The 21,548-nt window shown below is 46.9% G+C and carries 22 protein-coding genes and 1 riboswitch; of the genes, 19 read left to right on the forward strand and 3 right to left on the reverse strand.

Translation table 11 applies throughout. The features are described from left to right. Positions 1-9: 9 nt before the first annotated feature. Positions 10-279: a hypothetical protein gene (locus ADS79_RS15470; RefSeq protein ID WP_409362431.1), complete on the forward strand. Its 270-nt coding sequence runs from the start codon at positions 10-12 to the stop codon at positions 277-279. Between the two features lie 32 nt (positions 280-311). Here ADS79_RS15470 and ADS79_RS15475 read toward each other — a convergent pair whose 3' ends face one another. Next, positions 312-698, reverse strand: a complete 387-nt coding sequence (locus tag ADS79_RS15475; protein WP_049739335.1) for a DUF2203 domain-containing protein — start codon at positions 696-698, stop codon at positions 312-314. 101 nt (positions 699-799) lie between these two features. On the opposite strand from ADS79_RS15475, the gene ADS79_RS15480 reads away from it, so the two are divergent. The 9 genes from ADS79_RS15480 (at position 800) to ADS79_RS15520 (ending at position 8,364) form a co-directional block, all read left to right on the forward strand. Continuing rightward, positions 800-2,011 carry a serine-tRNA(Ala) deacylase AlaX gene (locus tag ADS79_RS15480; protein ID WP_049739336.1) on the forward strand — a complete coding sequence of 404 codons (1,212 nt, stop codon included), beginning with the start codon at positions 800-802 and terminating at the stop codon, positions 2,009-2,011. 41 nt (positions 2,012-2,052) lie between these two features. Continuing rightward, complete coding sequence (gene kapB / locus ADS79_RS15485) at positions 2,053-2,436, forward strand: sporulation phosphorelay system protein KapB (RefSeq protein ID WP_049739337.1); 384 nt, start codon at positions 2,053-2,055, stop codon at positions 2,434-2,436. A gap of 39 nt (positions 2,437-2,475) precedes the next feature. Then, positions 2,476-2,586, forward strand: a riboswitch (TPP riboswitch). Positions 2,587-2,827: 241 nt separating this feature from the next. Beyond that, the gene (gene thiS, locus ADS79_RS15490) at positions 2,828-3,031 is read left to right on the forward strand and encodes a sulfur carrier protein ThiS (RefSeq protein ID WP_049739338.1); all 204 of its coding nucleotides are present in this window, start codon (positions 2,828-2,830) and stop codon (positions 3,029-3,031) included. A 5-nt stretch (positions 3,032-3,036) separates the two neighbouring features. Then, positions 3,037-3,807, forward strand: a complete 771-nt coding sequence (locus tag ADS79_RS15495) for a thiazole synthase (RefSeq protein WP_049741006.1) — start codon at positions 3,037-3,039, stop codon at positions 3,805-3,807. Further along, positions 3,800-5,095 (forward strand): acetylornithine deacetylase, encoded by a 1,296-nt coding sequence (locus tag ADS79_RS15500; RefSeq protein ID WP_049739339.1) that lies wholly within the window; start codon positions 3,800-3,802, stop codon positions 5,093-5,095. Before ADS79_RS15495 ends, ADS79_RS15500 begins: the two co-directional genes overlap by 8 nt. A gap of 8 nt (positions 5,096-5,103) precedes the next feature. Then, the gene (gene tenA, locus ADS79_RS15505) at positions 5,104-5,787 is read left to right on the forward strand and encodes a thiaminase II (RefSeq protein ID WP_049739340.1); all 684 of its coding nucleotides are present in this window, start codon (positions 5,104-5,106) and stop codon (positions 5,785-5,787) included. Next, a complete protein-coding gene (locus ADS79_RS15510; RefSeq protein ID WP_049739341.1) occupies positions 5,772-6,548 on the forward strand; it encodes an ABC transporter ATP-binding protein in 777 nt (258 codons plus the stop codon). Before tenA ends, ADS79_RS15510 begins: the two co-directional genes overlap by 16 nt. Continuing rightward, the gene (locus ADS79_RS15515; RefSeq protein WP_049739342.1) at positions 6,548-7,324 is read left to right on the forward strand and encodes an ABC transporter permease; all 777 of its coding nucleotides are present in this window, start codon (positions 6,548-6,550) and stop codon (positions 7,322-7,324) included. Before ADS79_RS15510 ends, ADS79_RS15515 begins: the two co-directional genes overlap by 1 nt. A gap of 11 nt (positions 7,325-7,335) precedes the next feature. Then, the gene (locus ADS79_RS15520; protein ID WP_049739343.1) at positions 7,336-8,364 is read left to right on the forward strand and encodes an ABC transporter substrate-binding protein; all 1,029 of its coding nucleotides are present in this window, start codon (positions 7,336-7,338) and stop codon (positions 8,362-8,364) included. 302 nt (positions 8,365-8,666) lie between these two features. Here the strand turns inward: ADS79_RS15520 and ADS79_RS15525 are convergent, their stop codons facing one another. Further along, positions 8,667-9,212 carry a hypothetical protein gene (locus ADS79_RS15525; RefSeq protein WP_049739344.1) on the reverse strand — a complete coding sequence of 182 codons (546 nt, stop codon included), beginning with the start codon at positions 9,210-9,212 and terminating at the stop codon, positions 8,667-8,669. Positions 9,213-9,385: 173 nt separating this feature from the next. Between ADS79_RS15525 and dacB the strand changes: the two genes are divergently transcribed. The 4 genes from dacB to ADS79_RS15545 all read left to right on the forward strand — a co-directional run bounded on the left by dacB (position 9,386) and on the right by ADS79_RS15545 (position 14,695). After that, positions 9,386-12,277 carry a D-alanyl-D-alanine carboxypeptidase/D-alanyl-D-alanine endopeptidase gene (gene dacB / locus ADS79_RS15530; protein WP_049739345.1) on the forward strand — a complete coding sequence of 964 codons (2,892 nt, stop codon included), beginning with the start codon at positions 9,386-9,388 and terminating at the stop codon, positions 12,275-12,277. Between the two features lie 148 nt (positions 12,278-12,425). Beyond that, positions 12,426-13,490 (forward strand): Ldh family oxidoreductase, encoded by a 1,065-nt coding sequence (locus ADS79_RS15535; RefSeq protein ID WP_049739346.1) that lies wholly within the window; start codon positions 12,426-12,428, stop codon positions 13,488-13,490. Positions 13,491-13,571: 81 nt separating this feature from the next. Continuing rightward, positions 13,572-13,964 (forward strand): aspartate 1-decarboxylase, encoded by a 393-nt coding sequence (gene panD / locus ADS79_RS15540; protein ID WP_049739347.1) that lies wholly within the window; start codon positions 13,572-13,574, stop codon positions 13,962-13,964. A 2-nt stretch (positions 13,965-13,966) separates the two neighbouring features. Continuing rightward, complete coding sequence (locus ADS79_RS15545; RefSeq protein WP_084765908.1) at positions 13,967-14,695, forward strand: YheC/YheD family protein; 729 nt, start codon at positions 13,967-13,969, stop codon at positions 14,693-14,695. A 126-nt stretch (positions 14,696-14,821) separates the two neighbouring features. Here the strand turns inward: ADS79_RS15545 and ADS79_RS15550 are convergent, their stop codons facing one another. Further along, positions 14,822-15,442, reverse strand: a complete 621-nt coding sequence (locus ADS79_RS15550; protein ID WP_049739348.1) for a GNAT family N-acetyltransferase — start codon at positions 15,440-15,442, stop codon at positions 14,822-14,824. 220 nt (positions 15,443-15,662) lie between these two features. Between ADS79_RS15550 and brnQ the strand changes: the two genes are divergently transcribed. The 5 genes from brnQ (at position 15,663) to ADS79_RS15575 (ending at position 21,542) form a co-directional block, all read left to right on the forward strand. Beyond that, complete coding sequence (gene brnQ, locus ADS79_RS15555) at positions 15,663-16,979, forward strand: branched-chain amino acid transport system II carrier protein (RefSeq protein ID WP_255323624.1); 1,317 nt, start codon at positions 15,663-15,665, stop codon at positions 16,977-16,979. A gap of 215 nt (positions 16,980-17,194) precedes the next feature. Next, positions 17,195-18,403 (forward strand): DUF418 domain-containing protein, encoded by a 1,209-nt coding sequence (locus tag ADS79_RS15560; protein ID WP_049739349.1) that lies wholly within the window; start codon positions 17,195-17,197, stop codon positions 18,401-18,403. Between the two features lie 212 nt (positions 18,404-18,615). Next, the gene (locus tag ADS79_RS15565; RefSeq protein ID WP_049739350.1) at positions 18,616-20,178 is read left to right on the forward strand and encodes a spore germination protein; all 1,563 of its coding nucleotides are present in this window, start codon (positions 18,616-18,618) and stop codon (positions 20,176-20,178) included. Then, positions 20,175-20,393: a hypothetical protein gene (locus ADS79_RS15570; RefSeq protein WP_049739351.1), complete on the forward strand. Its 219-nt coding sequence runs from the start codon at positions 20,175-20,177 to the stop codon at positions 20,391-20,393. Before ADS79_RS15565 ends, ADS79_RS15570 begins: the two co-directional genes overlap by 4 nt. 21 nt (positions 20,394-20,414) lie before the next feature. Further along, entirely contained in the window at positions 20,415-21,542 is a 1,128-nt protein-coding gene (locus ADS79_RS15575; protein WP_049739352.1) for a GerAB/ArcD/ProY family transporter, read from the forward strand. Positions 21,543-21,548: the final 6 nt, after the last annotated feature.

Genomic DNA, 21,548 nt, shown 5'->3' on the forward strand with positions numbered 1-21,548 from the left:
AAACATGGTATGATGACGGTAAAGCCTATCATGATGAAGGGGGACGGAAGCATGAGTGAGTGCAAGCTCGATCATAGTGTGGAGGATGTACATAAGAAGCTGACAGAGCAAGCTCCATTTTTACCAAGTGCAAGAGTAGAGCAGCTGCAAGCATTATTTCAAACCGAATTATCACAGGAGCGCCTGAACCAATGGTTCCACCTGCTGAAGAAATACGATTTAGCAAGCCCCGAGGAACGCTTGAAACGCGAGGAGCAGATGGATTTGCTATTAGGCTAATCCCTCGAGCGATAGGATCAGAGGAAACGGATTCAGTCGATTCGCTTGCGGCCTGCGAAGCCATCGTGAAGACCGTGATAATGCGTAATGGCATCCTCACCAGTCCGCCAGCACAAGAGGACTTCCTCACCATTGATTATCGCCGGAAAGTCAAACAATCCGATGTCGATATCTTTGACCTGGATTCCTTTTGTAATCAATTGCGTAATATGCATTTGGGCTTCCATTTCCATAAACTCCAATTGGCATTCGAGAGTAAACAGCTCCTGTTCATTTTCAGGCTGTTGTCTTTTGATCTGCTCGCGCTGCTGATAGAGATGATAGAAAGAGCGTTTTGCTTCCTGTAAGAAGGAGAGCTCTTCGCGTATATATGGTAGCAGATGATTGGCTTCTTCTAGCGTAAACAGTTTTTTGGTCAAGGATAACACCTCCAGATTCTATTATACTAGCAACCATCAGCTATAGAAAACGCTGTAGTAAAAGACAAGTGTGGAGCGATTCCATACGGTAAGGAGTCATGATGAAGGATCGATTGTATTATCAAGATGCCTATATCCAGACATTTTCTGCGCAAATTGCCAAACGTGGAACCGAGGAAGACGGTACTGCCTATGTCGTGCTAAGTGAAACAGCTTTTTACCCTACAGGCGGCGGACAGTCGTGTGACTTGGGGGTGCTTGGCGATACGCAAGTACTGGATGTCGAAGAAATAAATGGCGAAGTGCATCACAGACTGGCAGCTCAACTGCCAGAAGCGCTTACTGAAGTAACAGGACAGCTTGATTGGGAGCGCCGATTTGACCATATGCAGCAGCACGCAGGGCAGCACATACTCTCAGCAGCTTTCCTTGAAGTCGTACAAGCGGAAACGCTCGCATTCCATTTGGGCAAAGAGCGTGTCACGATTGATGTACGACTGGATGAATTAACGGACGAGGTGTGGACACAGGTAGAGAAACGAGCGAACGAGGTCGTTCTTGAAAACCACCCGATCATTGCACGCTTTGTCGATGAGGCAGAACTAGCTAGCCTCCCATTGAAAAAACAGCCCACCGTAACGGAAAATATTCGAGTCGTCATGATTCCTGATTTTGACTACAATCCTTGCGGCGGAACCCATCCAGCACGGACAAGTGAAGTCGGCATGATCAAAATCTTGGGCTGGGAACGCCATCGCGGCAATATTCGCCTGGAATTTATTTGTGGCTGGCGTGCTTTGCGTGATTACACTCGCAAGCAATCGACTGTTCGGGAACTAGCGCGTCAATTCCTCACAAGTGAAGCAGAGCTGGTTGAGCAGACGCAGAGAGTGATTGCAGAGCGGGATCTCCTGAAGCAAACCCTTGCAGAGAAGGAAAAGCTGCTGCTTGAGGTTGAGGTTCAGAAGCAGCTCGCAGTTGCAACTGCCATTGGCAATGTTCGCTTGATCCAGCATGTCTTTACCGACCGAACGATCCAAGAGCTTCAGCAGTTCGCCCAAATGATGACTGCGGAGGCACCCGATGCAGTATGTTTGCTGGCTGCGACAGGGGAAAAGCTGCAGCTGGTGTTCGCTCGCGGGCAAGCCGCTGATGTAGCTGTCAACCAATTAATAAAAGAAACCTTGCCACTAATCTCAGGAAAAGGTGGCGGGAATCCAGCCATGGCTCAAGGTGGAGGTCAGCCTGTACTCCCAGCTGAAGATGTACTTGCACACGCACGCAAGCTTTTGGAAACAGCTCTAAAAGCATAATCATAAAACAAACCATACGTTTCATAGAGGAGGAAATAAGGATGATGTGGAACCCGGGAGATATTGTACGCGTCACACAAAAAACGGGAGAGTACATTACGGAAGTGCTGGAAAACCATGATAGCAAGCTGTTGGTAAAGGTACTGGCAGTCACGAAATTCCCTACTCAGGGCGACCTGCATACATCATTTGAAGTGGATGTACCCTTGTTCCACCAACGCCCGGCACTGTCTTACCAAGAAAAATTCATGACACCATCAGTCGGACCAATCCGCTATAACGGGGCGATTCCTGATTATAAGGAGTCTGTTCGAGTGGCGATGGAACGTGAGATGGACAAACTGAAAAAAATGTCTGTCTGGGCCGATCGTTGCCTGGTGGAATTGGAAGCAATGCACAAGGAAACCTTTACAAATAATAAATAGAGTGGTACTGTATTAATCGAGCAAGACAATTGAATAGGTTAACTACCAAACGGGGGCCGAGCAATGTTGGCTGAGATTGTAACGAATGTGTTACTGACCGTTGAACCTGACCTGGGTCATGCCAGCGGAGGAAGAGGTATAGCGAATCGTTATCACTAGGAGATGTCTTTTTTTGAGTAGAGAAATACTCAAAACAGTACTTCTTCGAGAGGATCGAAACTCAACCATCCAAGGCGGATGGTTTTTTTATTACCATTCGCTTTAGGGTGTACTGTTTATTCGGCTTCTTCTATCTGACTGGATGTCATCCATCAGGTGGGGGAAGTCGTTTTTTCTTGGCAGGAGTGAATGCATCGACAATCCACAAAATGCCAACAGAAGGAGGAATAGAATGGTTGTTCAACTGAACGGAAAAAAAGTAGAGCTGGCTGCGGAAATTAGTACATTGCGTGAGCTGCTTGCTTCTTACCAGCTGCAAGAAAAGATTGTCGTGGTGGAGCAAAATGGCGACATCATCGATCGTTCCCAGTACGAGACGACACCCATTGCTGACGGGGATCGCATAGAAATTGTTCACTTTGTAGGAGGAGGATGATCATCATGGATACATTGAAAATTGGATCTTACGAATTCCGCTCTCGCTTGTTTTTGGGTACCGGTAAATTTTCGGATTTGGATACACAAGGGAAAGCGGTGGAGGTATCAGAAGCAGAGATTCTCACATTTGCGATTCGCCGACTGAATTTGGAAAATCCGCAAGAGCCTAACTTTTTGGAACAGCTCGATCTGAAAAAATTCACCCTCCTGCCCAATACAGCAGGTGCCTATACCGCGGAAGAGGCAGTGCGTATCGCTCGACTGGCGAAAGCATCCGGCTTGTGTGACATGATCAAGGTGGAGGTAATTGGCGATCCAAAAACATTGCTGCCTGATCCGATCGGAACACTGGAAGCATCGAAAATTCTCGTAGAAGAAGGCTTTATCGTTTTGACCTACACCAATGACGATCCGATTCTGGCTAGACGTCTTCAGGAGGTTGGCGTCCATGCAGTAATGCCAGGGGCTTCTCCGATCGGCTCCGGTCAAGGAATCGTGAATGAAAATAATTTGCGCTTTATCATTGAGGAAGCGAAAGTGCCAATCATCGTAGATGCGGGAATCGGTGCTCCTGCGGATTGCGCAAAAGCGATGGAGCTCGGAGCCGATGGAGTCCTGCTGAATACAGCAGTTGCTCTCGCAGACAATCCTGTGCTGATGGCTGAAGCGATGAAGCTCGGTGTGGAAGCAGGGCGCAAAGGATTTTTGGCAGGAAGAATCGCGAAAAAACGCTACGCGTCAGCGAGCAGCCCAACAGAAGGGATGATTGAGTAGCGTGAATCGTCTACAGGAAGCAATAACCTCGATTGCTAGCCGAAAAGAAGAGATGTTCGCGTTACTGCAAGAGCTGATTTCGTATCCGACTGTGAGTCCACCTGCGCGAAACAGCGATGGGGCACAGACATTTCTAACAGGTGAACTACAAGAAATGGGTTTCGAGATTGATCGCTTCGAAGTATATCCTGGGGATGACAATGTAGTCGGTCGTCTCCGGGGTATGTCTCCAAGCAATGCCAACAGCCTCATTATCAATGGGCACATGGACGTGGCTGAAGTGGGAGACGATAGCGGCTGGACGTATCCACCCTTTTCCTTGACTAGAGGAGAGGATAGGCGTCTTTACGGTCGGGGTGTAGCCGATATGAAAGGCGGTCTGGCTGCTTCGCTGTTTGCGATTAAAATGCTTCGCGAGCATGGAATTGAGCTCCAGGGTGATCTAATCTTTCAATCCGTGATCGGAGAGGAAGCAGGAGAAGCCGGGACGCTGGCAGCCATTGAACGTGGCTATACGGCTGATTACGCTGTGGTGGTAGATTCGAGTGACTTGCATATGCAAGGGCAGGGCGGCGTCATTACAGGCTGGATCACGATTGAGAGCCCAACGACTCTGCATGATGGCATGAGGTCCAAAACAATTCATGCCGGGGGTGCCGTACGCGGTGCATCTGCGATTGAAAAAATGATGAAAATCATTGCAGCTCTTCAGGATTTGGAGCGCGATTGGGCAGTGATGAAATCGTATCCTGGTTTTCCTGCAGGAAGCAATACGATTAATCCCGCGGTGATCGAGGGAGGACGACACGCGGCTTTTATCGCGGACCGCTGTGCCTTGTGGATTACCGTACACTTTTACCCGAACGAATCGTATGAACAGATCATTCGCGAGGTGGAAGACCATATACAGAGAGCGGCGGCAGCAGATATATGGCTGCGGGATCATTCCCCTGTGTTCCGCTGGGGTGGCCGCTCCATGATTGAAGAGCGTGGAGAAATTTTTCCATCCCTCGAGCTGGATCAGAGTCATCCTGCCTTTGCAATGCTGCAATCCGCCTACGAGGGTCAACTGCAAAAAGTACCTGTAGTAGACATGTCACCTAGTGTGACCGATGTTGGGTGGTTTGCTCATGCAGGAATTCCTGCCGTGTTATTTGGCCCTGGCGAGCTCGAGCATGCACACGCTGTTGATGAATCTATCGATCCAGATCAGCTCGTCCAATTTGCCCAGGTCATGGCGCGCTTTATCGCCGAATGGTGCAATACGGCAAAAAATGCGAAGGAGTGAATGGTAACATGACAACCAAATTTACCGATCGACTGTGGAAGAGTGTAGCCCCTGTTTGGGCGAAGACGCACCAGCATCCGTTTGTCACCGGACTGGGTGATGGCACCTTGCCAGTAGAATCGTTCAAATATTATATGAAGCAAGATTATGTCTACTTGATCGATTACGCCAAAATGTTTGCCTTAGCAAGCACTAAAGCCTACGACCTCACAACCAGTGCCAAATTCGCTGGATTGCAGGAAGCAACCTTGAATGGGGAGATGGAGCTGCATCGCCAATACGCTGAACGCTTTGGCATTTCTCGCGAGGAACTGGAAGCAACAAAGCCGTCGTTTGTGATGCTCGCCTATACCAGCTATATGCTGCGTGTCGCTCATCAAGGGTCATTGGCCGAGCTTGTCAGTTCGCTGCTTCCTTGCACATGGAGCTATTGGGAGATCGGCAAGCATTTGGCAAAAGTTGAAGGCGCTCTGGAGCATGAATTGTATGGGGAATGGGTGCGGATGTACAGCTCCGATGAGTTTGGACAGCTTGCGATTTGGCTGATCGATGTCATGAACGAGTTGGCAGACGGGAAGAACGAGCAAGAGCTGGCGCGACTCGAAGAGCATTTCCTGTACACCACAAAAATGGAATATATGTTCTGGGATATGGCGTACAGAAAGGAAATGTGGCCGTGCGAGATCAATTAGCATTCGCCGGGGTTCGCTTTGCTTACGGGGACCAACTGATTCTCGACAACTTTGATCTGAACGTGGCAAAAGGCGAATTTGTAAGTCTGATCGGACCGAGCGGGATCGGCAAAAGCACGTTGTTTCAGCTGATAGCAGGACTTTTGCAGCCACAAAAGGGAGAGATTTTGCTCGGAGGAGAACCAATGGCAAACAGGCTGGGGCAAGTAGGCTATATGCCCCAGCGCGATTTACTGATGCCGTGGCGCACTATTGTCGAAAATGCGGCATTGCCATTGGAGATCCAAGGCATCTCGAAAAAACAAGCACATGAGAGAGTGAGAAGCGAGCTTCCCAAGTATGGCCTTGAGGAATGGGCTGACGCTTATCCCACTCAGCTGTCTGGTGGGATGCGTCAGCGAGTATCTTTTTTGCGGGCATTGCTGTCTAGTTCAAACATCATGCTATTAGATGAGCCCTTCAGCTCGCTCGACGGAATTACGCGGATGGATATGCAGGAATGGCTAATGGCCAAATGGCAGGAAACGGGTAGTACGATGTTGATGATTACCCACGATATTGATGAAGCCATTCTGCTTGCGGATCGCGTGGTTGTGCTGACGGGCAAGCCGATTACGAAGCCGATCGAGCTGTCGGTATCGATCAACCGACCGCGTTCCTTGGTTAGTCGCAATCATTCTGGCTTTCTTGCCCTACGTGAAGAAATTTGGGATTTGCTTCGCAGTCATCGCAGCCAGCCTTCCTTAGGGAGGGAGGCGTAATGAGACAGTGGCAGACGGGCGTCTGGTTCGGGATTTCGATTGCGTTATTTTTCATCGCATGGGAATTGATTTGCAGATTAGTAGATATTCCACCGTACATCCTGCCCCCACCAAGTGCTGTTGCTACCTCTTTGTGGGTACTGCGTGACTCGCTTTTGGGTCTGCATTTATGGGCGACGCTAAAAGAGGTTTTGATCGGGTTGTCGATTTCTATCGTATTCGGTATATCGCTTGCATTTGCGATGAACGCAAGTCGCATTATCGAGCGATTGGTCTATCCGTATATCGTTATATCCCAAACAATTCCAATTATAGCATTATCACCCGTATTTATTTTGTGGTTCGGGTATGATCTTTCAGGAAAAATCGCAGTCACGATCTTGTTTACGTTTTTCCCGATTGTCGTCAACACTTATGACGGGCTGCGTTCTACGGATAAAGACACATTGGATCTGCTCAAAACGATGGGAGCCACTCGCGGACAAATTTTCACCAAGCTCCATCTGCCGTCGAGCTTGCCTCATTTTTTTAGCGGATTAAAGGTAGCGGCTACGTATAGTGTCGCGGGAGCAACGATCGGGGAGTGGCTCGGAGCAAGTGAAGGACTTGGCTATTTTGGCCGGCGAGCATCAGGGAATTTTCAGGCACCTGCGTTGTTTGCTTCTGTCCTGTTGTTATCTGTACTCGGCATGCTGCTCTTTTGGTTAGTAGGAAGAGTGGAGCGGCACTTTAGCCCGCAAGGAAAAGTGAAAAAAAGCAGCAACGTAAAAAACTAGGAGGAACACCAATGAAACGTGTAAATACGTGGACAAAAACAATCATGGCGTTGACCCTTGCAACCAGTCTGGCAGCGTGCGGCAATCAAACAGGAACAGGAAGCTCTACCTCGACTCCAGAAGCAAAAGGCGGGGAACAGTCAGAGCTGACCATTGCGCTGGACTGGTACCCAAATGCGGTACATTCCTTCTTGTATGCGGCTGAAGACCAAGGATACTTCAAGGAAGAAAATCTCAAGGTAAATCTACAAATGCCATCGGATAGCAACGATCCATTGAAAATGGCAGCTGCAGGCAAGGTTGATCTTGCTATAAGCTATCAGCCACAGGTGGTTCAGGCACGCTCAGAAGGAATCCCGGTCGTATCAGTCGGCGCCCTCGTTCGCCATCCGCTCAATGTCATCATGACGCGCCAGGATAGTGGCATCGATTCACCTGGTCAGTTGGCAGGAAAAAACATTGGCTACCCGTCTATTCCGTTGGATGAGTCGATTGTTCGCACAGTAGTGAAGCAGGCCGGGGGAGACGATTCAGGACTGTCCTTTACCGATATTGGATTCGACATTGTACCTGCTTTGACTGCGAAGAAGGTAGACGCGGTAGTAGGGGGATATATCAATCACGAGCAATTGATTCTCGAAAAAAATGGCGTTGCTGTTCATGCCTTCAAACCGTTCGAGTTTGGCGTACCTGATTACTACGAGCTTGTGCTTGCCACTAGCGACGACACCATCGGTAAAAAACAACAGGCTATCGAGTCGTTTTTAAAAGCCATTGCCAAAGGACAAGACTATGTTAAAAACAACAAGGAAAAAGCATTGGATCTGCTACTGGCAAAGCAGGCTGGGGAATTCCCGCTCGAAAAGGATATCGAAACAAAGAGCCTGGATATCCTGATCCCTTTGATGGATGCTGGTGATAAACCATTTGGCTATCAAACAACCGAGTCATGGCAAACGCTCATCGACTGGATGAAAAAAGAAAAGCTGATTACAACCGATGTAAAAGCAGATGAGGTTATGCGAGATCTGGTAAGGTAAGAACGATTTCGGCTTTTGGAGGAGTAATTCTTCCTTTATTCACAACATCCGTTTCCTTTTCAAAGCAATTCAACTTATAATAGAGGATGAATGCTTGTACGAGGAGTCGTTTTGATGAGCGAAAATCAGAACAACAACAGCAATAACAAATTGGTCATTTTGAGCTTTGTCGGTGTCATCGTTGCATGTGCCGTCTCCATGGTCATTTTCATGTACGCAATGGCAAACTGAATTCTCCATAGCTTTGGACGCAAAAAGCCGCTCGGTAACAGATCGAGCGGCTTTTTGTTTATGTACGAATGTTAGGGTGTTACACTCTTTAGCTTCAGCTCGAGCTCTGCTAGCGAAAGCTGGTTTAAATCGGCAAAGCCAGCCCCTTCAAGGGCTATGGTTCGACCTTGGTACAGCGGATAGACTCCTTGCCACAAGCCCGTAATACTGTAGTAGGAGGTTCCTTTGATCGGTTGGAGAAAGAGTACGTAATTTCCTTCACCGAGCGGTCCTGGATACTTGATATTCAAAGGACTTGATGCGTCAGGCAGTGGTTCGACGCCTGTGCTGACCACGTTCAAAAGACGTGGTGGCGATCCTTTTAGAGCCTTTTTGATTTGCAGGGTTTGTGTGTAGTTTACTAGCTTTGCGTCATCGACCGTGTGTCTGGTTGGGTAGGAGTGGTGCGCGCTATCCGCCCAGGCGATCACGATTAATTCACTTCGTTTGGCGAGCTCCTGCCAAGAGCCTACCGTTGTAGCATCTACCTCTAAATCTCCGATAGCCGGAGCCGCAGATACAGGGAACAAGAAACTTCCTGTCAGGACGAAAAGGGCTAGTAAGACTCGATAGAACATCGTGTTTTCCTCCAGCTCTTAAAAATTGTCATGACAATTAGTATAGACAGTGAGAGTGATGTTAATCGGATTTTGGTATTATGGTAATATTCCGAAAAAACAAAATACATGCTATCATGGGTGCGTGCAGCATATTTTTCAGCAAATGAAAAGAATAGGATGAGGAGGTTTTTATGAATTACCTGAGCGTCAGACGCGTCTGTATGTGGATTCTCATGCTGATCGTTGCATGGCAGGTGGCAGCTGTTCCTGCGTATGCCAAGAGCAGTGACGATGCAGAAAGCCCCCTGTCTATCAGTGTGGAGAAGTACCTCTCTGATCTAAAAAAAGACGAAAACAGCATGGGCATGTATGCGGGGATAGCTGTATACGATCTGACCGAAAAAACATACCTGTACAGGCACAATGAGAAGCGAAATTACATTCCCGCCTCTAATATGAAGCTGTTTACGACAGTGGCAGGACTGGATAAACTCGGTCCCGCGTATCAGTGGAAAACGGAAGTGTATGTAGCGGGTACGTTGACGAATGGAGGCGTTTTACAAGGCGATCTGATCTTAAAAGGATACGGAGACCCAAGTTTAACACCAGCTGACCTCAAAGATTTGGCGTTTGCCTTAAAAGAAAAAGGGATCAAGCATATTAACGGAAACTTATTGCTGGACGAAAGCTACTTCGACGATACGCGATTGGGTGTAAGCTGGATGTGGGATGATGAGCCGTATGGGTACAGTGCTCAGTTAAGCGCGCTCGCGGTTCATAAAAATTTTGTGACGGTAACCATGACCCCAGGAAAAACGGTAACAACCCCTCCAGTCCTTGCGATGGAACCAGCGACTACATATGTGAAACTGACAAATCAGCTCAAGACGGTAGAGGGTGACAAAAGCAATATAACGGTTGAGCGGCCGCGTGGAAAGAACGAGGCAATCATTTCGGGAACGATTGGACTAAAAGCAAAGCCGTATCAACAAGATGTCACCATGGAGGATCCGGCACTATTTGTTGGCGAGGTATGGAAACAAGAGCTAGCGGCGCAAGGCATTAAGCTAAACCCGAATACAGCGATGAAAAAAACTGTCGTGACGAATGGTGTTCCATTTCATACCCATTTATCAAAGCCACTCCATGAGATCATCGTCGAGCTGAACAAAGAAAGTGACAACTTCTACGCTGAAATGCTGTTGAAAACGTTAGGCGCGACACAAAAGGGAAAAGGTAGCTTTGAGGCTGGGAGTGAAGTGGTAGCAGATGTAATGAAACGCGCCGGTATCGAGACAGGCTTTACACAAGTAGATGGTTCAGGCTTGTCCCGGTTTGATTTGATAACGGCTGAGCAAATGATTACACTTCTGTCGTTTGTCCAGGATCAGGACTATCGGGATGTTCTGGAGCAATCGCTGCCAATTGCAGGTGTTGATGGCAGCCTGAAGAACCGGATGAAAGGAACCTCTGCCGAGAATAAAATCATCGCAAAAACAGGCTCCATGGGTGGGGTAAATAGCTTGTCAGGCTACGCCACTGCCAAAAATGGAAATAAACTCGCTTTTTCAATCCTGATCAATGGCATTTACAAGTCGAAATACGCAAGAGATTTGCAGGACTATGTTGCGATTCTTCTGGCAACCTATCCAGAAATAAAAGCACCCGAAGGATACGACCACGAGACAGAGAAGACCTACAAGCTCTCGTTGCTCATCGATCCGATTTTGGATCAACCGGAAGCGACAGGTGTCACGGCTGGTGTTCTGATCAGATCATTGGATGCTTCAGGGGAAGATGCCATTTGGTACGAGAGAGATCCAGATTCATTGCTAACTCCAGCTTCGAACCTCAAATTGCTGACATCAGCAACCGCGCTTACGCAGCTGGGCACAGATTTTACATTTAAAACAGAATTGTACGGGGATGCCCCTATCGCGAAAAATGGTGTACAACAAGGCAATCTGTACGTAAAGGGATATGGGGACCCTACCCTGCATACGGAAAATGCACTGAAGGTTCAGGAGGGCGTATCGATTGAACAGCTGGCTGCCTGGATTAAAGATAGAGGCATCAAACGGATCAATGGCAACCTGATTGTAGATGATAGCTACTTCGATCAGCAGCGTCTTGGATTAGGCTGGGCTTGGGATGATGAAAGCTATTACTACAATCCGACGTTAGGTGCACTCGCTCTAAACAGAGGAACTGTGATGGTGGAGTATCAGCCAGCACAGAAACCAAATGAACGCGTACAAGTGAATTTGCTGCCCAAAACCTCTTATGTAAACGTGATAAATGATGCGGTAACGGTGGAAGAAGGGAAAGCAAATACATTTGCGATTACACGTGATCGCGGTACGAATACGATTCGTGTAACGGGCAATCTGCCGCTGGGTCATGGCGGTAATTACGAGCGAGTACCGGTTGAAGAGCCTGCCAAATATGTAGCAACCGTTTTAAAAGAAGCGTTAGCGAAGCAAGGAGTGAGCTTTGGCGGGAACAGCACCATTTTGGTCCAAACCACCCCTGCTGCAGCAGTAAAATGGAACGAGTTTCATTCAAGCCCACTTCAAGAAATCGTCAACTACATGAATAAAAAGAGTGATAATTTTTATGCAGAAATGCTGTTGAAAACAGTGGGAGCCGTCAAAAAAGGAGAAGGCAGTGCAGATGCAGGAGCTGCGACTGTCTTGGATACCGTTTCTGCATTTGGGGGCAGAACGAATTTTGATATGGTGGATGGCTCCGGTCTGACAAGGTACAATCTGATTTCGGCAAGGCACATTCTCTCTGTTCTGGAAGGCATGTCAAAAAAGGCGGAGTTTAGGGCTTTCGATGAGTCCTTGCCGATTGCGGGTGTAGATGGAACGCTGAAAAATCGTTTAAAGGATACAGAAGCAGCTAATCGTTTACATGCGAAATCGGGTTCGATGACGGGCGTGAATAGCTTGTCAGGCTATATCACAACAAAAAGTGGAGAAAGGCTGGCCCTCTCGATTATATTGAACGGTTATGCAGAGGATCGGGTGCTGACAGATATACAGGACCAGATCGTTACGATTCTGGCTGAATATGAATAGCAGTTTTTTGTCAAGAAAGGAATGCCCTGTTTAGGGGTATTCCTTTTTTATGCTGTGAATTGTGTCGGTATTAGGGACGTGAACATATCTATATTCAGACCAGAACGGAACGAAAAGGATGCAGGTTGACAGGGGAGGGACAGTGAAAGTGATTCCAACATGTTACTGTTGGACCAGTCTGGAGACACTCGCGACGGAAGTCTTCAAACACGCGGGTGTCTCCGCAGCGAAAGCCAAGATTGTTGCAGAGTCGCTTGTACATGCCGATCTGAGAGGAATCGAATCGCATGGTTTATCCCGTATGCCTATCTATGTCAAACGGATTGAGGCAGGCTTAATTGAACGAGTCGTGGAGCCGCAGCTAGTGATGCAGGAGGGAGCAGCAGCCCTCATTGATGGAAAAAATCAATTGGGAGCCGTAGTCGGCTTGATGGCACTTGAGCAGGCTTTAAAGCTCGCCAGGCAGACAGGAATTGGCTTTGTAGGGGTGCGCCATTCCAATCATTTCGGGACGTGCTCGTATTACGCTGAACGTGCAATCTCTCAAGGTCTTATTTTGCTTGTCCTGACCAATGCTCCTGAAGCTATGGCTCCATCCGGTGGGATTCGGCCATTTTTGGGTACCAATCCAATCGCAGTAGGCATTCCAGCTGGGCAAGAACCTGCGTTTTTGCTTGATATGGCGACCAGTGTGACTGCGCGAGGAAAGATTGTGATGGCAGCCAAGAAGGGAGAGGCGATTCCCGCCGATTGGGCGATCGATCAAAATGGCATACCAACGACAAAGCCAGAACAAGCACTGCTCGGATCTCTGCTGCCGATTGGAGGGGCAAAGGGATACGGACTGGCCATGTTTATTGATCTGTTATGCGGGCTGTTGACAGGAGCTGCCTTTGGTCCAGGCGTAAAAAGTCTGTATGACAATTGGGAGCATCCGCAGAATATTGGTCATATTTTTCTGGCAATTGACATCCAGAAGTTTTTGCCGTTGCCACTTTTCCAACAAAACATGGACGAGTACATCCGTCAGGTTAAAAACGGCCCTAAAAAAGAAGGGACATCAGAGATATTGATTCCAGGAGAGATCGAGAGCAGAAAAAGAAGGGAACGGCTCCAAAAAGGAATCCCGTTTTCCCTGAATGTAGAGGACGAATTGAGTCAACTGTGTGCAGCCTATGGCCTTGATTTAAAAGCTGCCCGGATTGCACCTTGATCGTTGCCTATGTTTCATGGTTTCACGGACATCCTTTTCCACATAGACTGGTGTCAGTAGTTGGAAAGGAGTGTAGACGCATTGCAACGTCATATGTGTAAAGGAAAAATTCATCGGGCAACCGTAACGCAAGCAGAGCTAGACTACGTAGGCAGTATTACGATCGATACTCTGCTACTGAAAGCGGCCGACATCAAGCCGTATGAAATCGTGCAAATAACGAGTTTGCGCAATGCTACGCGCTGGAAGACATATGCTTTGCCAGCACCAGAAGGAACGGGGAAAATTTGCTTGAACGGTCCACCAGCCCATCTCTTTTCTCCAGGAGATATTGTCATTATTCTCAGCATGGGTATGTACGATGAGAGTGAGGTAGACCAGCTGGTACCAAAAGTGGTTTTTGTCGATGAAAAGAACCAGATTACGAAAATAGAGGAGCACCATCTCATTACGAATGGGGAGACAACGCCATAAAAGTGCCAAACGTAGGGAAATGGGGCAAGCATAAGCACTTGATAAAGGATGAGTTCCTGCTGGAGCATCTGCCAAGAACTCAGCTGTTTACACCCGATGGGTTGTGGGAGTATGCAGAGACGTATAAAAGTGTGATGCTAAAGCCCTCTGGGGGAGGCGGTGGAGCGGGAATCATCCAGGTTACGAGTAAAGGTGAGGACCGGTATCTCGTCCACGCTGGGAGTAGCAGACGAGTTGTGGAAGGGAAAGACAATACGGTTCAATATGTAAAGTCCCTTTTTCGACCAAAACCTTATTTGCTCCAACCGCGTATTCCTTTAGGAAGAATTGACGGAAAGCCATTTGACGTGCGAGTGATGGTTCAACGGGCGAATAAACGATCACCGTGGATCATTACAGGGTGGGTAGCGAAGGTAGCAGGAGCAGGGTATGTCGTGACCAATGTTGCCAGAAGCAGGGGCAGAGTTTTGCCTATTCGTACTGCCGTTCAACAGTCGAATGTACCGGACTCCATTCACTTGTTGCCTGAAGTGAGGAAAATCTCGCTAGCTGCTGCAAACTGCTTAGGGAAAGCCTACCCGACCCTACGGGAAATCGGGTTGGATTTAGGTATTGACATCCATGCGAAGCCATGGATAATAGAAGCGAATTTTCGCCCATCCTTATCTCTTTTTCGTCAACTGAAGGATCAGACATTTTATCGGCGCATCAAAGCTATGAGGGGAAGATAAGGCGTGTCAGAAGAGAGCATCAGTAAAACGATGTTCTCTTTTTCATTGGGGTATTTCTTATTGAATTGTTGTTATTTTGCATTTGACGTCATGTCTGAAGCCTACCTTTACGGGCGTAAATTCATTTTAATAGTCGGTCTGGACTTCTCTAACGTTTGCCTGCCAATCCTTCTTATCCAGTTTATAATAGTAATATTTTTCGTTATCAATCTCGATCATACTCTGAAAGGTAAAACCACATTTCTGTATTACTTTATTCGAAGGAATGTTGTTTATAAGTGCAATAGCATTAAGCACCTCAACGTTCGTATTTTCAAATAAATAATGAATCATTCCTTGTGAGGCTTGGGTTGTATACCCTTTACCTCTATGATCTTTTGAAATTCCATACATGATTTCTCGGTTTGGCGGTGGTAATTCGTCCTTCATTCCTGAACAACACCAACCGATAAATTCTCCAGTCTCTTTCAAAATAATTCCTAATCGAAGACGGAGATCGCCAATGTCGTCCCCTTTCGAGACAGCACTGAAAAATTGTTTGTTCTGTGGAATTTCATAGTTGAAAAACCAATCTTTCCGTTGCTCTTTCGATACGTTCCAGCCTGGCAAATATTCATATATTTCAGGTTGCCAAGTGAGTGAATGAAAAATATCTAAATCAGTAACTACGAATTCTCTTAGAATCACATCTGGACAGTCAATCGTAAAAATAAATTCTTCCGAAACGGAACGAGTATTAGCGTCCATTATACATTTCCTCCCATAAGATTTACTAATCTCTATAATAACTCACTTCGAAAAGCTATTGTGAGAGTAAATCACTTCAGAAAACAGTCTTTTCATTTGTTTTTTCAATTTATGCAATATAGCACAATCAACTTGCAATTTCGAATAAGAGTGAACCTCTGGCGCGTCCTGAAAAAAGCTGATAGAATCCCTCTGATTATGATGAGAGGATGTATACTTCTTGAGAACATTACTATCAAAAAAAGACATCGTTTTTGTAAGCTTCATGCTTTTTTCCATGTTCTTTGGCGCTGGGAATTTGATCTTTCCCCCTTTTCTTGGACAGTCTTCAGGTGACCAGGCATGGTTGTCTCTCATCGGTTTTATTTTGTCAGCAGTCGGGCTGCCTATTCTTGGGGTAGTTGCGATTGCAAAAGCGGGCAGCTTTCAAGGCTTAGCAGGCCGGGTCCATGGTCTTTTTGCAATTATTTTTCCATTTTTGATCTATGTTTCGATCGGACCGGGTCTAGCGATTCCTCGTGCTGGCAGTCTGGCTTTTGAGATGGGGATGGCGCCTTTTTTGCCTGAAGCGTGGGCTCAATCTCGGATCAGTCTCTTGATGTATACTTTGCTTTTTTTCGCTGTGGTATGGTGGCTTAGCTTGTCACCCTCCAAATTAGTCGATCGGTTTGGCAAGCTGCTTACCCCGACCTTGCTTGCTTTGATCGGGATCATTTATGTAAAAAGCTGGTTTACTCCTCTGGGCAGTCCCACTGATCCGGCAGGCAGCTATGCAGCACATCCGGTCATTCAAGGCTTTCTTGATGGGTATTTAACCATGGATGCATTGGCAGCGCTTGTTTTTGGGATTGTGGTTGCCAACACGCTTAAAAGCAAAGGAGTTGTAGAAAAAAAGAGCTTATCTAGTAACATGGTTTTGGCAGGTCTGGGTGCTGGTATGCTTTTAACTGTCATTTACGTGATACTGGGCATCCTCGGATCTTCGCAAATTTCTGCAGATATGGCGGAAAATGGCGCGCAAATATTGACTATATTGATGAGCAAGCTCTTTGGCGAGAGTGGTGCACTTTTACTAGGTGTCGTCTTTACCGTTGCTTGCCTGTGTGTATCGATTGGGCTTGTAACATCCTGCAGTCAGTATTTCCATCAGTTGTTTGGAAAGCCGAGCTATGCTGGCTGGGTGACGATCCTGAGTATTTTGAGCATGGGAGTCGCCAATTTGGGATTAACCGAGATTTTGAGCGTATCTGTGCCGATTTTGGGACTGATATATCCTATGGCGATTGTTTTGATTTTGTTGGCGCTAGCAGAGCGTGTTATTCCTCCCCATTCGTTCGTTTACGTAACAGCCGTTGGAGTGGTGGCATTGTTTGGCATTGTCGACCTTGTAAATACGGTATTTTTCGCTCATCAATGGGACAAGTGGTTGATCGAACTTCCGTTTTACAAGGAAGGGGCGGGCTGGGTAATGCCTGCATTGTTAGGAGGATGCGCAGGGATGCTGTTTGATTTTAAAGCCAGAGCCGGCTCAAAATGAGAGGAAAAAGGAAGCTTCCCCACGACGGGGCTTCTTTTTTTTCTGTGAAAAACGTATCAACGTATTTCATGAAAGTGGATTGTGACTGCTCACGGTCAAACACTTTTGTCCCCCGACGAGAGGGGAAATCGCTCATTGCCATTTTGTTACTTTTTCCAATCCCAATCGTAATACAAGTGTATTGAAATAATCATGCAGCAGAGAGGAAGAGAGATGTGAGAGGTACTCCAGTGCTGGAGGCAGATCGTATCCATCAGCTGGATGGGATACGGGGTTTTGCCTTGTTTGGGATTTTACTTGTAAACATGCCGACTTTTTTACACCCAGTCCTGTTTCTTCCGGCAAATGGACTTGCCTTTGAACATTCCACTTTGGATGAATGGATTCGATTATTCTTTGATATGTTTGTTCAGACCAAGTTTTATACCATTTTCTCCTTTTTGTTCGGGGCGGGGTTTTATCTGTTCATGAATCGTGCAGAGCAAAAAGGGCTTCCGATGAACGCCATGTTTTTGCGCAGGATTTCTGTCCTGTTTTTGCTAGGTGTCATTCACCTTGGTTTATTTTGGTATGGTGACATTTTGCACACGTATGTAATTGCCGGTATCTTTCTTTTGTTTTTTTATAAAGGAACAGACAAGACGATACGCAACTGGGCCTGGTCTTTATTGATGCTGATTCAGCTTCTGTATGCTTTGCTATTATTCATTCCTTCAGATCCGTCGGTAGTCGGAAGTGAATCCCACGCGATTGCGCAAAAAGCGGTTGCGGCTTATTCCAGTGGAAGCTGGGGAGAGTGGATACAATTTCGTTTCGCCTTTGAATTTCCGATTGTGGCATCCAATGAATTTTTGGCTATTCTTACGGTACTCCCGCTCTTTTTGTTCGGGTTGTTAGCTGCTAGACGTGGTGTCTTCACTGCTGATGGTAAACATCGCACGGCATTTCGTAGAATGTGGTGGGTCACGCTTATCCTCAGTATCGTTTTGATTTCGATGATTCCGCTTGTGAAAAAGGGAATCGTCCAATTCCCGGCACCGGATCACGTGGCCAGTATCGTCTTTGTAGGCTGGAGTGGTCTCACACTCAGTGTTTTTTACATTTGCTCATTCATCTTGTTATATGAAAAGGCTGCCTTTCACAAAGGGTTGAGGCATTTGGAAGCAGTCGGGAGGATGGCGCTTTCGAATTATTTGGGGCAAACGATTGTTACGGTTGGACTTGTCATGGTTTTTAAACTTTATGGCACGCTCAGTTTAGGAGTTGGACTGATTTATTGTTTGGTTCTCTTTCCGCTCCAAATCTTGGCGAGTAAGTGGTGGTTGTCTCACTATCAATTTGGACCGGTAGAGTGGCTATGGCGCTGTCTCACCTATGCGAGATGGATGCCAATGAAGAGAAATGGAGGCAATTATGAGATTTGACACGATTTTGACAATCGTCATCGTTCTGATACTGACATCCTGTTATTGTTATTTATGGAAAAGGTTGCGTTCGAAAGCGTCCAGTTGATCTGGGCGTTTTTCTATGAGAAAAAAGTGATTCATTATGCATGGAAATAGCAGGATAAAAGTGGTACCAAATGGGCAAAATTTCCCTATCTTCGTCCATTGTCATCGAGAGGAGGGGTGGATTGGTGAATCGGAACGCACGTAAATGGTGGAGGATGAACAAGCATAAGCTTCAACAACAAAAGCCTCAGTCGAGCACGCCGATAGACAAAGAGCTTGCCAATAACGAAACGGTTATGCGTGAGCTTTACTCAAATTGTTCTGATCTTGTATACCGATCCTTTCTCATTGGTGGTTCTACGAAAGCACTTTTGGTGTATATAGATGGGCTTTCCAATACGGAGGAATTGGATAGAAGTGTACTGTCATCCCTGATGAATGGGAAGATATCCAAAGATACGACTGCACGCAAGCTGGTGGAAAAGACAATTACTGTTTCGAAATGGCGGGAGGTAAGCAGCCTTGAGGATTGCCTGGAATCCATCTCAAACGGTTGTCCCGTTCTTCTGATAGATCAACAAGAGACGGCAATCTCCTTTGGACTTGAAAAATGGGAAAAACGCTCAATCGAAGAACCGGTAGCAGAGGGGGTAGTGCGTGGGCCACGAGAGGGGTTTACTGAATCCCTGAACGTGAACACGGCTATGCTACGGCGACTTATCAAAAGCCCGGCCCTAAAAATGGAGCTGATGCAAATTGGCGGGTACACCAAAACAAAAGTGATGCTCGCTTATATCGATGGCCTTGTAGACCCGACTTTGGTTACCGAGCTCAAGAATCGATTGAATCGCATTGATATTGATGGTGTTTTGGAAAGCGGGTATATCGAGGAATTGATCGAGGATCACCCGGCTTCTCCGTTTCCTCAAATATTAAGTACAGAGCGACCCGATGTGGCCTGTGGGAACTTACTGGAAGGCCGCGTGGTGATTATCGTAGACGGCACGCCATTCATACTGATTGCACCGACAACGCTGATTGCCCTCTTGCAATCCAGTGAGGATTATTACCAACGATCCTTTGCCAGCACGGCTATCCGTTTATTGCGTTACTTCTTTACGGTCATTTCCTTCTTGCTGCCATCCCTGTATGTAGCATTAATTACGTTTCACCACGAGATGGTACCAACCTCTTTGTTAATCAGTATGGCCTCCTCACGTGAGGCAGTCCCGTTCCCTGCTTTAGTTGAGGCCTTGATCATGGAAGTAACATTTGAAGCTTTACGAGAAGCGGGTGTGAGACTTCCCAAGCAAGTGGGGGCTGCAGTAAGTATCGTGGGAGCATTGGTTATTGGACAAGCCGCGGTACAGGCCGGCCTCGTTTCTGCACCGATGGTCATTGTCGTAGCGATTACAGGAATTGCGTCCTTCATGATTCCACACTATATAGCCGGAATTGCGATCAGACTTCTCCGGTTCCCCATGATGTTTCTCGCCGGGACATTAGGACTATTGGGCATCATGCTGGGGATTATTGCGACAGTCGTCCATTTGTGTACAATCCGCTCTGTTGGTGTTCCGTATCTGACTCCTTTTGGCCCATTAAAAAGCAAGGAACTAAAGGATGCTGTTGTCCGTGCACCTTGGTGGATGCTGAATACCAGACCGAGATTGACTGGAGAATCAAACATGTACAGACAAGCGCCCGGCTTAAAACCCGATCCATCAAAAGGGGGAGACACAGGATGAAGTGGGGGCTGATCCTGGGCATGAGCACATTGGTCGGGCTAATTATTCTCTACGAATGGCCCAAACTAAAGCCCCTTCCGAAGAAGGATAAAGTGAGTTTTTTCATGCTGGTGTTTATGGGGTGGTTTCTTTCGATGTTTGACCTACCCAATATTCCGGGACCTACCTCCATGATCGAATCACTCTTCAAGCCGTTTTCAAAAATGCTGGAGTAATGATAGAAAAAGGGTGGGAAGATGCAAGGGAATGAGAAAATAACAGCCGGACAGATGGGCTTGTTGATGTTTTTTGCCATAGCAGCATCAGCTGTTACCGTAGTCCCTGGAATCACCGGCAAATATGCACATAATGATCTGTGGCTCTCTCCCATCTGGGCGTCGATCATTGGCTATGTAACGGTGTTCATCACCTGCCGATTGCACCAGTTATATCCCAATCAATCCGTCATCCAATATAACGAAGTCATTTTGGGGAGCTTTTTAGGCAAGCTGGCGAGTCTCTTCCTTATTTTTTTCTACTTACATCTAACTGGTCTTATACTGAGGGGCTTCGCTGAGTTTGTCGTGGGCAACTTCCTGAGCCGTACGCCAATCAGTGTAGTCATGATAAGCATGCTGTTGGTTAATGCCCTTGCTGTCAAGGGAGGTGTAGAAGTATTGGGAAGGACTGCGCAATTGTTCTTTCTCATTTTCTTACTTCCCGTTGCGCTGATGCCATTTTTACTCGGGTCCATGCAGCTTCATTACCTATTTCCAATACTGGAACACGGTCTAAAGCCAACGTTTCTAGGAGCGGCTTCTCCCCAAGCATGGTTTAGTGAGGTATTTTTAATGACTTTCTTCCTACCGTTTGTATCGAATCAGGAGAAAAGTATGCGGTCAGGCATGATCAGTGTGTTTGGTACGATGCTGCTGCTCACTGTGATCAACTTCTTTATTCTCTTCGTGATGGGGAGACAGGCAGGCGATTTTTTATACCCGGTGATGGTGGCTTTTCGTTATATCAGTGTGGCTGATTTCTTTCAGAATCTGGACTCGGTTGTCATGGGGATTTGGATTATCGGGATGTATCAAAAAATCAGCGTCTTCTACTATGCTACTGCAATCGGAGCCAGTCAGATACTTGGACTTCGCGATTATCGTCCACTCGTTCTGCCATTGGGCATATTGATTATCGTCATGGCTTTCTGGTCCGTTCCAGACCAGCTTCGTGTTAGCCAGTTTGATACGTTGGCATTTCCGATATATGGTCCACTGGTCCAAACGGTATTTCCTCTCCTGCTATGGATACTCGCGATTTTGCAAAAAAGAGGGCAGGCAACAAATACAGGACGCACCGCAATGACGAATAGCGGTAAATCCTAGTCAGGG

Source organism: Brevibacillus reuszeri (assembly GCF_001187725.1).
Taxonomy (GTDB): Bacteria; Bacillota; Bacilli; order Brevibacillales; family Brevibacillaceae; genus Brevibacillus; species Brevibacillus reuszeri.

Excerpts from the sequence above, each read along its gene's own strand:
- ADS79_RS15480 (WP_049739336.1), top strand. The coding sequence starts at position 800 with ATGAAGGATCGATTGTATTATCAAGATGCCTATATCCAGACATTTTCT.
- ADS79_RS15520 (WP_049739343.1), top strand. The coding sequence starts at position 7,336 with ATGAAACGTGTAAATACGTGGACAAAAACAATCATGGCGTTGACCCTT.
- ADS79_RS15570 (WP_049739351.1), top strand. The coding sequence starts at position 20,175 with ATGAAGTGGGGGCTGATCCTGGGCATGAGCACATTGGTCGGGCTAATT.
- ADS79_RS15495 (WP_049741006.1), top strand. The coding sequence starts at position 3,037 with ATGGATACATTGAAAATTGGATCTTACGAATTCCGCTCTCGCTTGTTT.
- dacB (WP_049739345.1), top strand. The coding sequence starts at position 9,386 with ATGAATTACCTGAGCGTCAGACGCGTCTGTATGTGGATTCTCATGCTG.
- ADS79_RS15575 (WP_049739352.1), top strand. The coding sequence starts at position 20,415 with ATGCAAGGGAATGAGAAAATAACAGCCGGACAGATGGGCTTGTTGATG.
- ADS79_RS15550 (WP_049739348.1), bottom strand. The coding sequence starts at position 15,442 with ATGGACGCTAATACTCGTTCCGTTTCGGAAGAATTTATTTTTACGATT.
- tenA (WP_049739340.1), top strand. The coding sequence starts at position 5,104 with ATGACAACCAAATTTACCGATCGACTGTGGAAGAGTGTAGCCCCTGTT.
- kapB (WP_049739337.1), top strand. The coding sequence starts at position 2,053 with ATGATGTGGAACCCGGGAGATATTGTACGCGTCACACAAAAAACGGGA.
- thiS (WP_049739338.1), top strand. The coding sequence starts at position 2,828 with ATGGTTGTTCAACTGAACGGAAAAAAAGTAGAGCTGGCTGCGGAAATT.
- ADS79_RS15470 (WP_409362431.1), top strand. The coding sequence starts at position 10 with ATGATGACGGTAAAGCCTATCATGATGAAGGGGGACGGAAGCATGAGT.
- ADS79_RS15515 (WP_049739342.1), top strand. The coding sequence starts at position 6,548 with ATGAGACAGTGGCAGACGGGCGTCTGGTTCGGGATTTCGATTGCGTTA.
- ADS79_RS15525 (WP_049739344.1), bottom strand. The coding sequence starts at position 9,212 with ATGTTCTATCGAGTCTTACTAGCCCTTTTCGTCCTGACAGGAAGTTTC.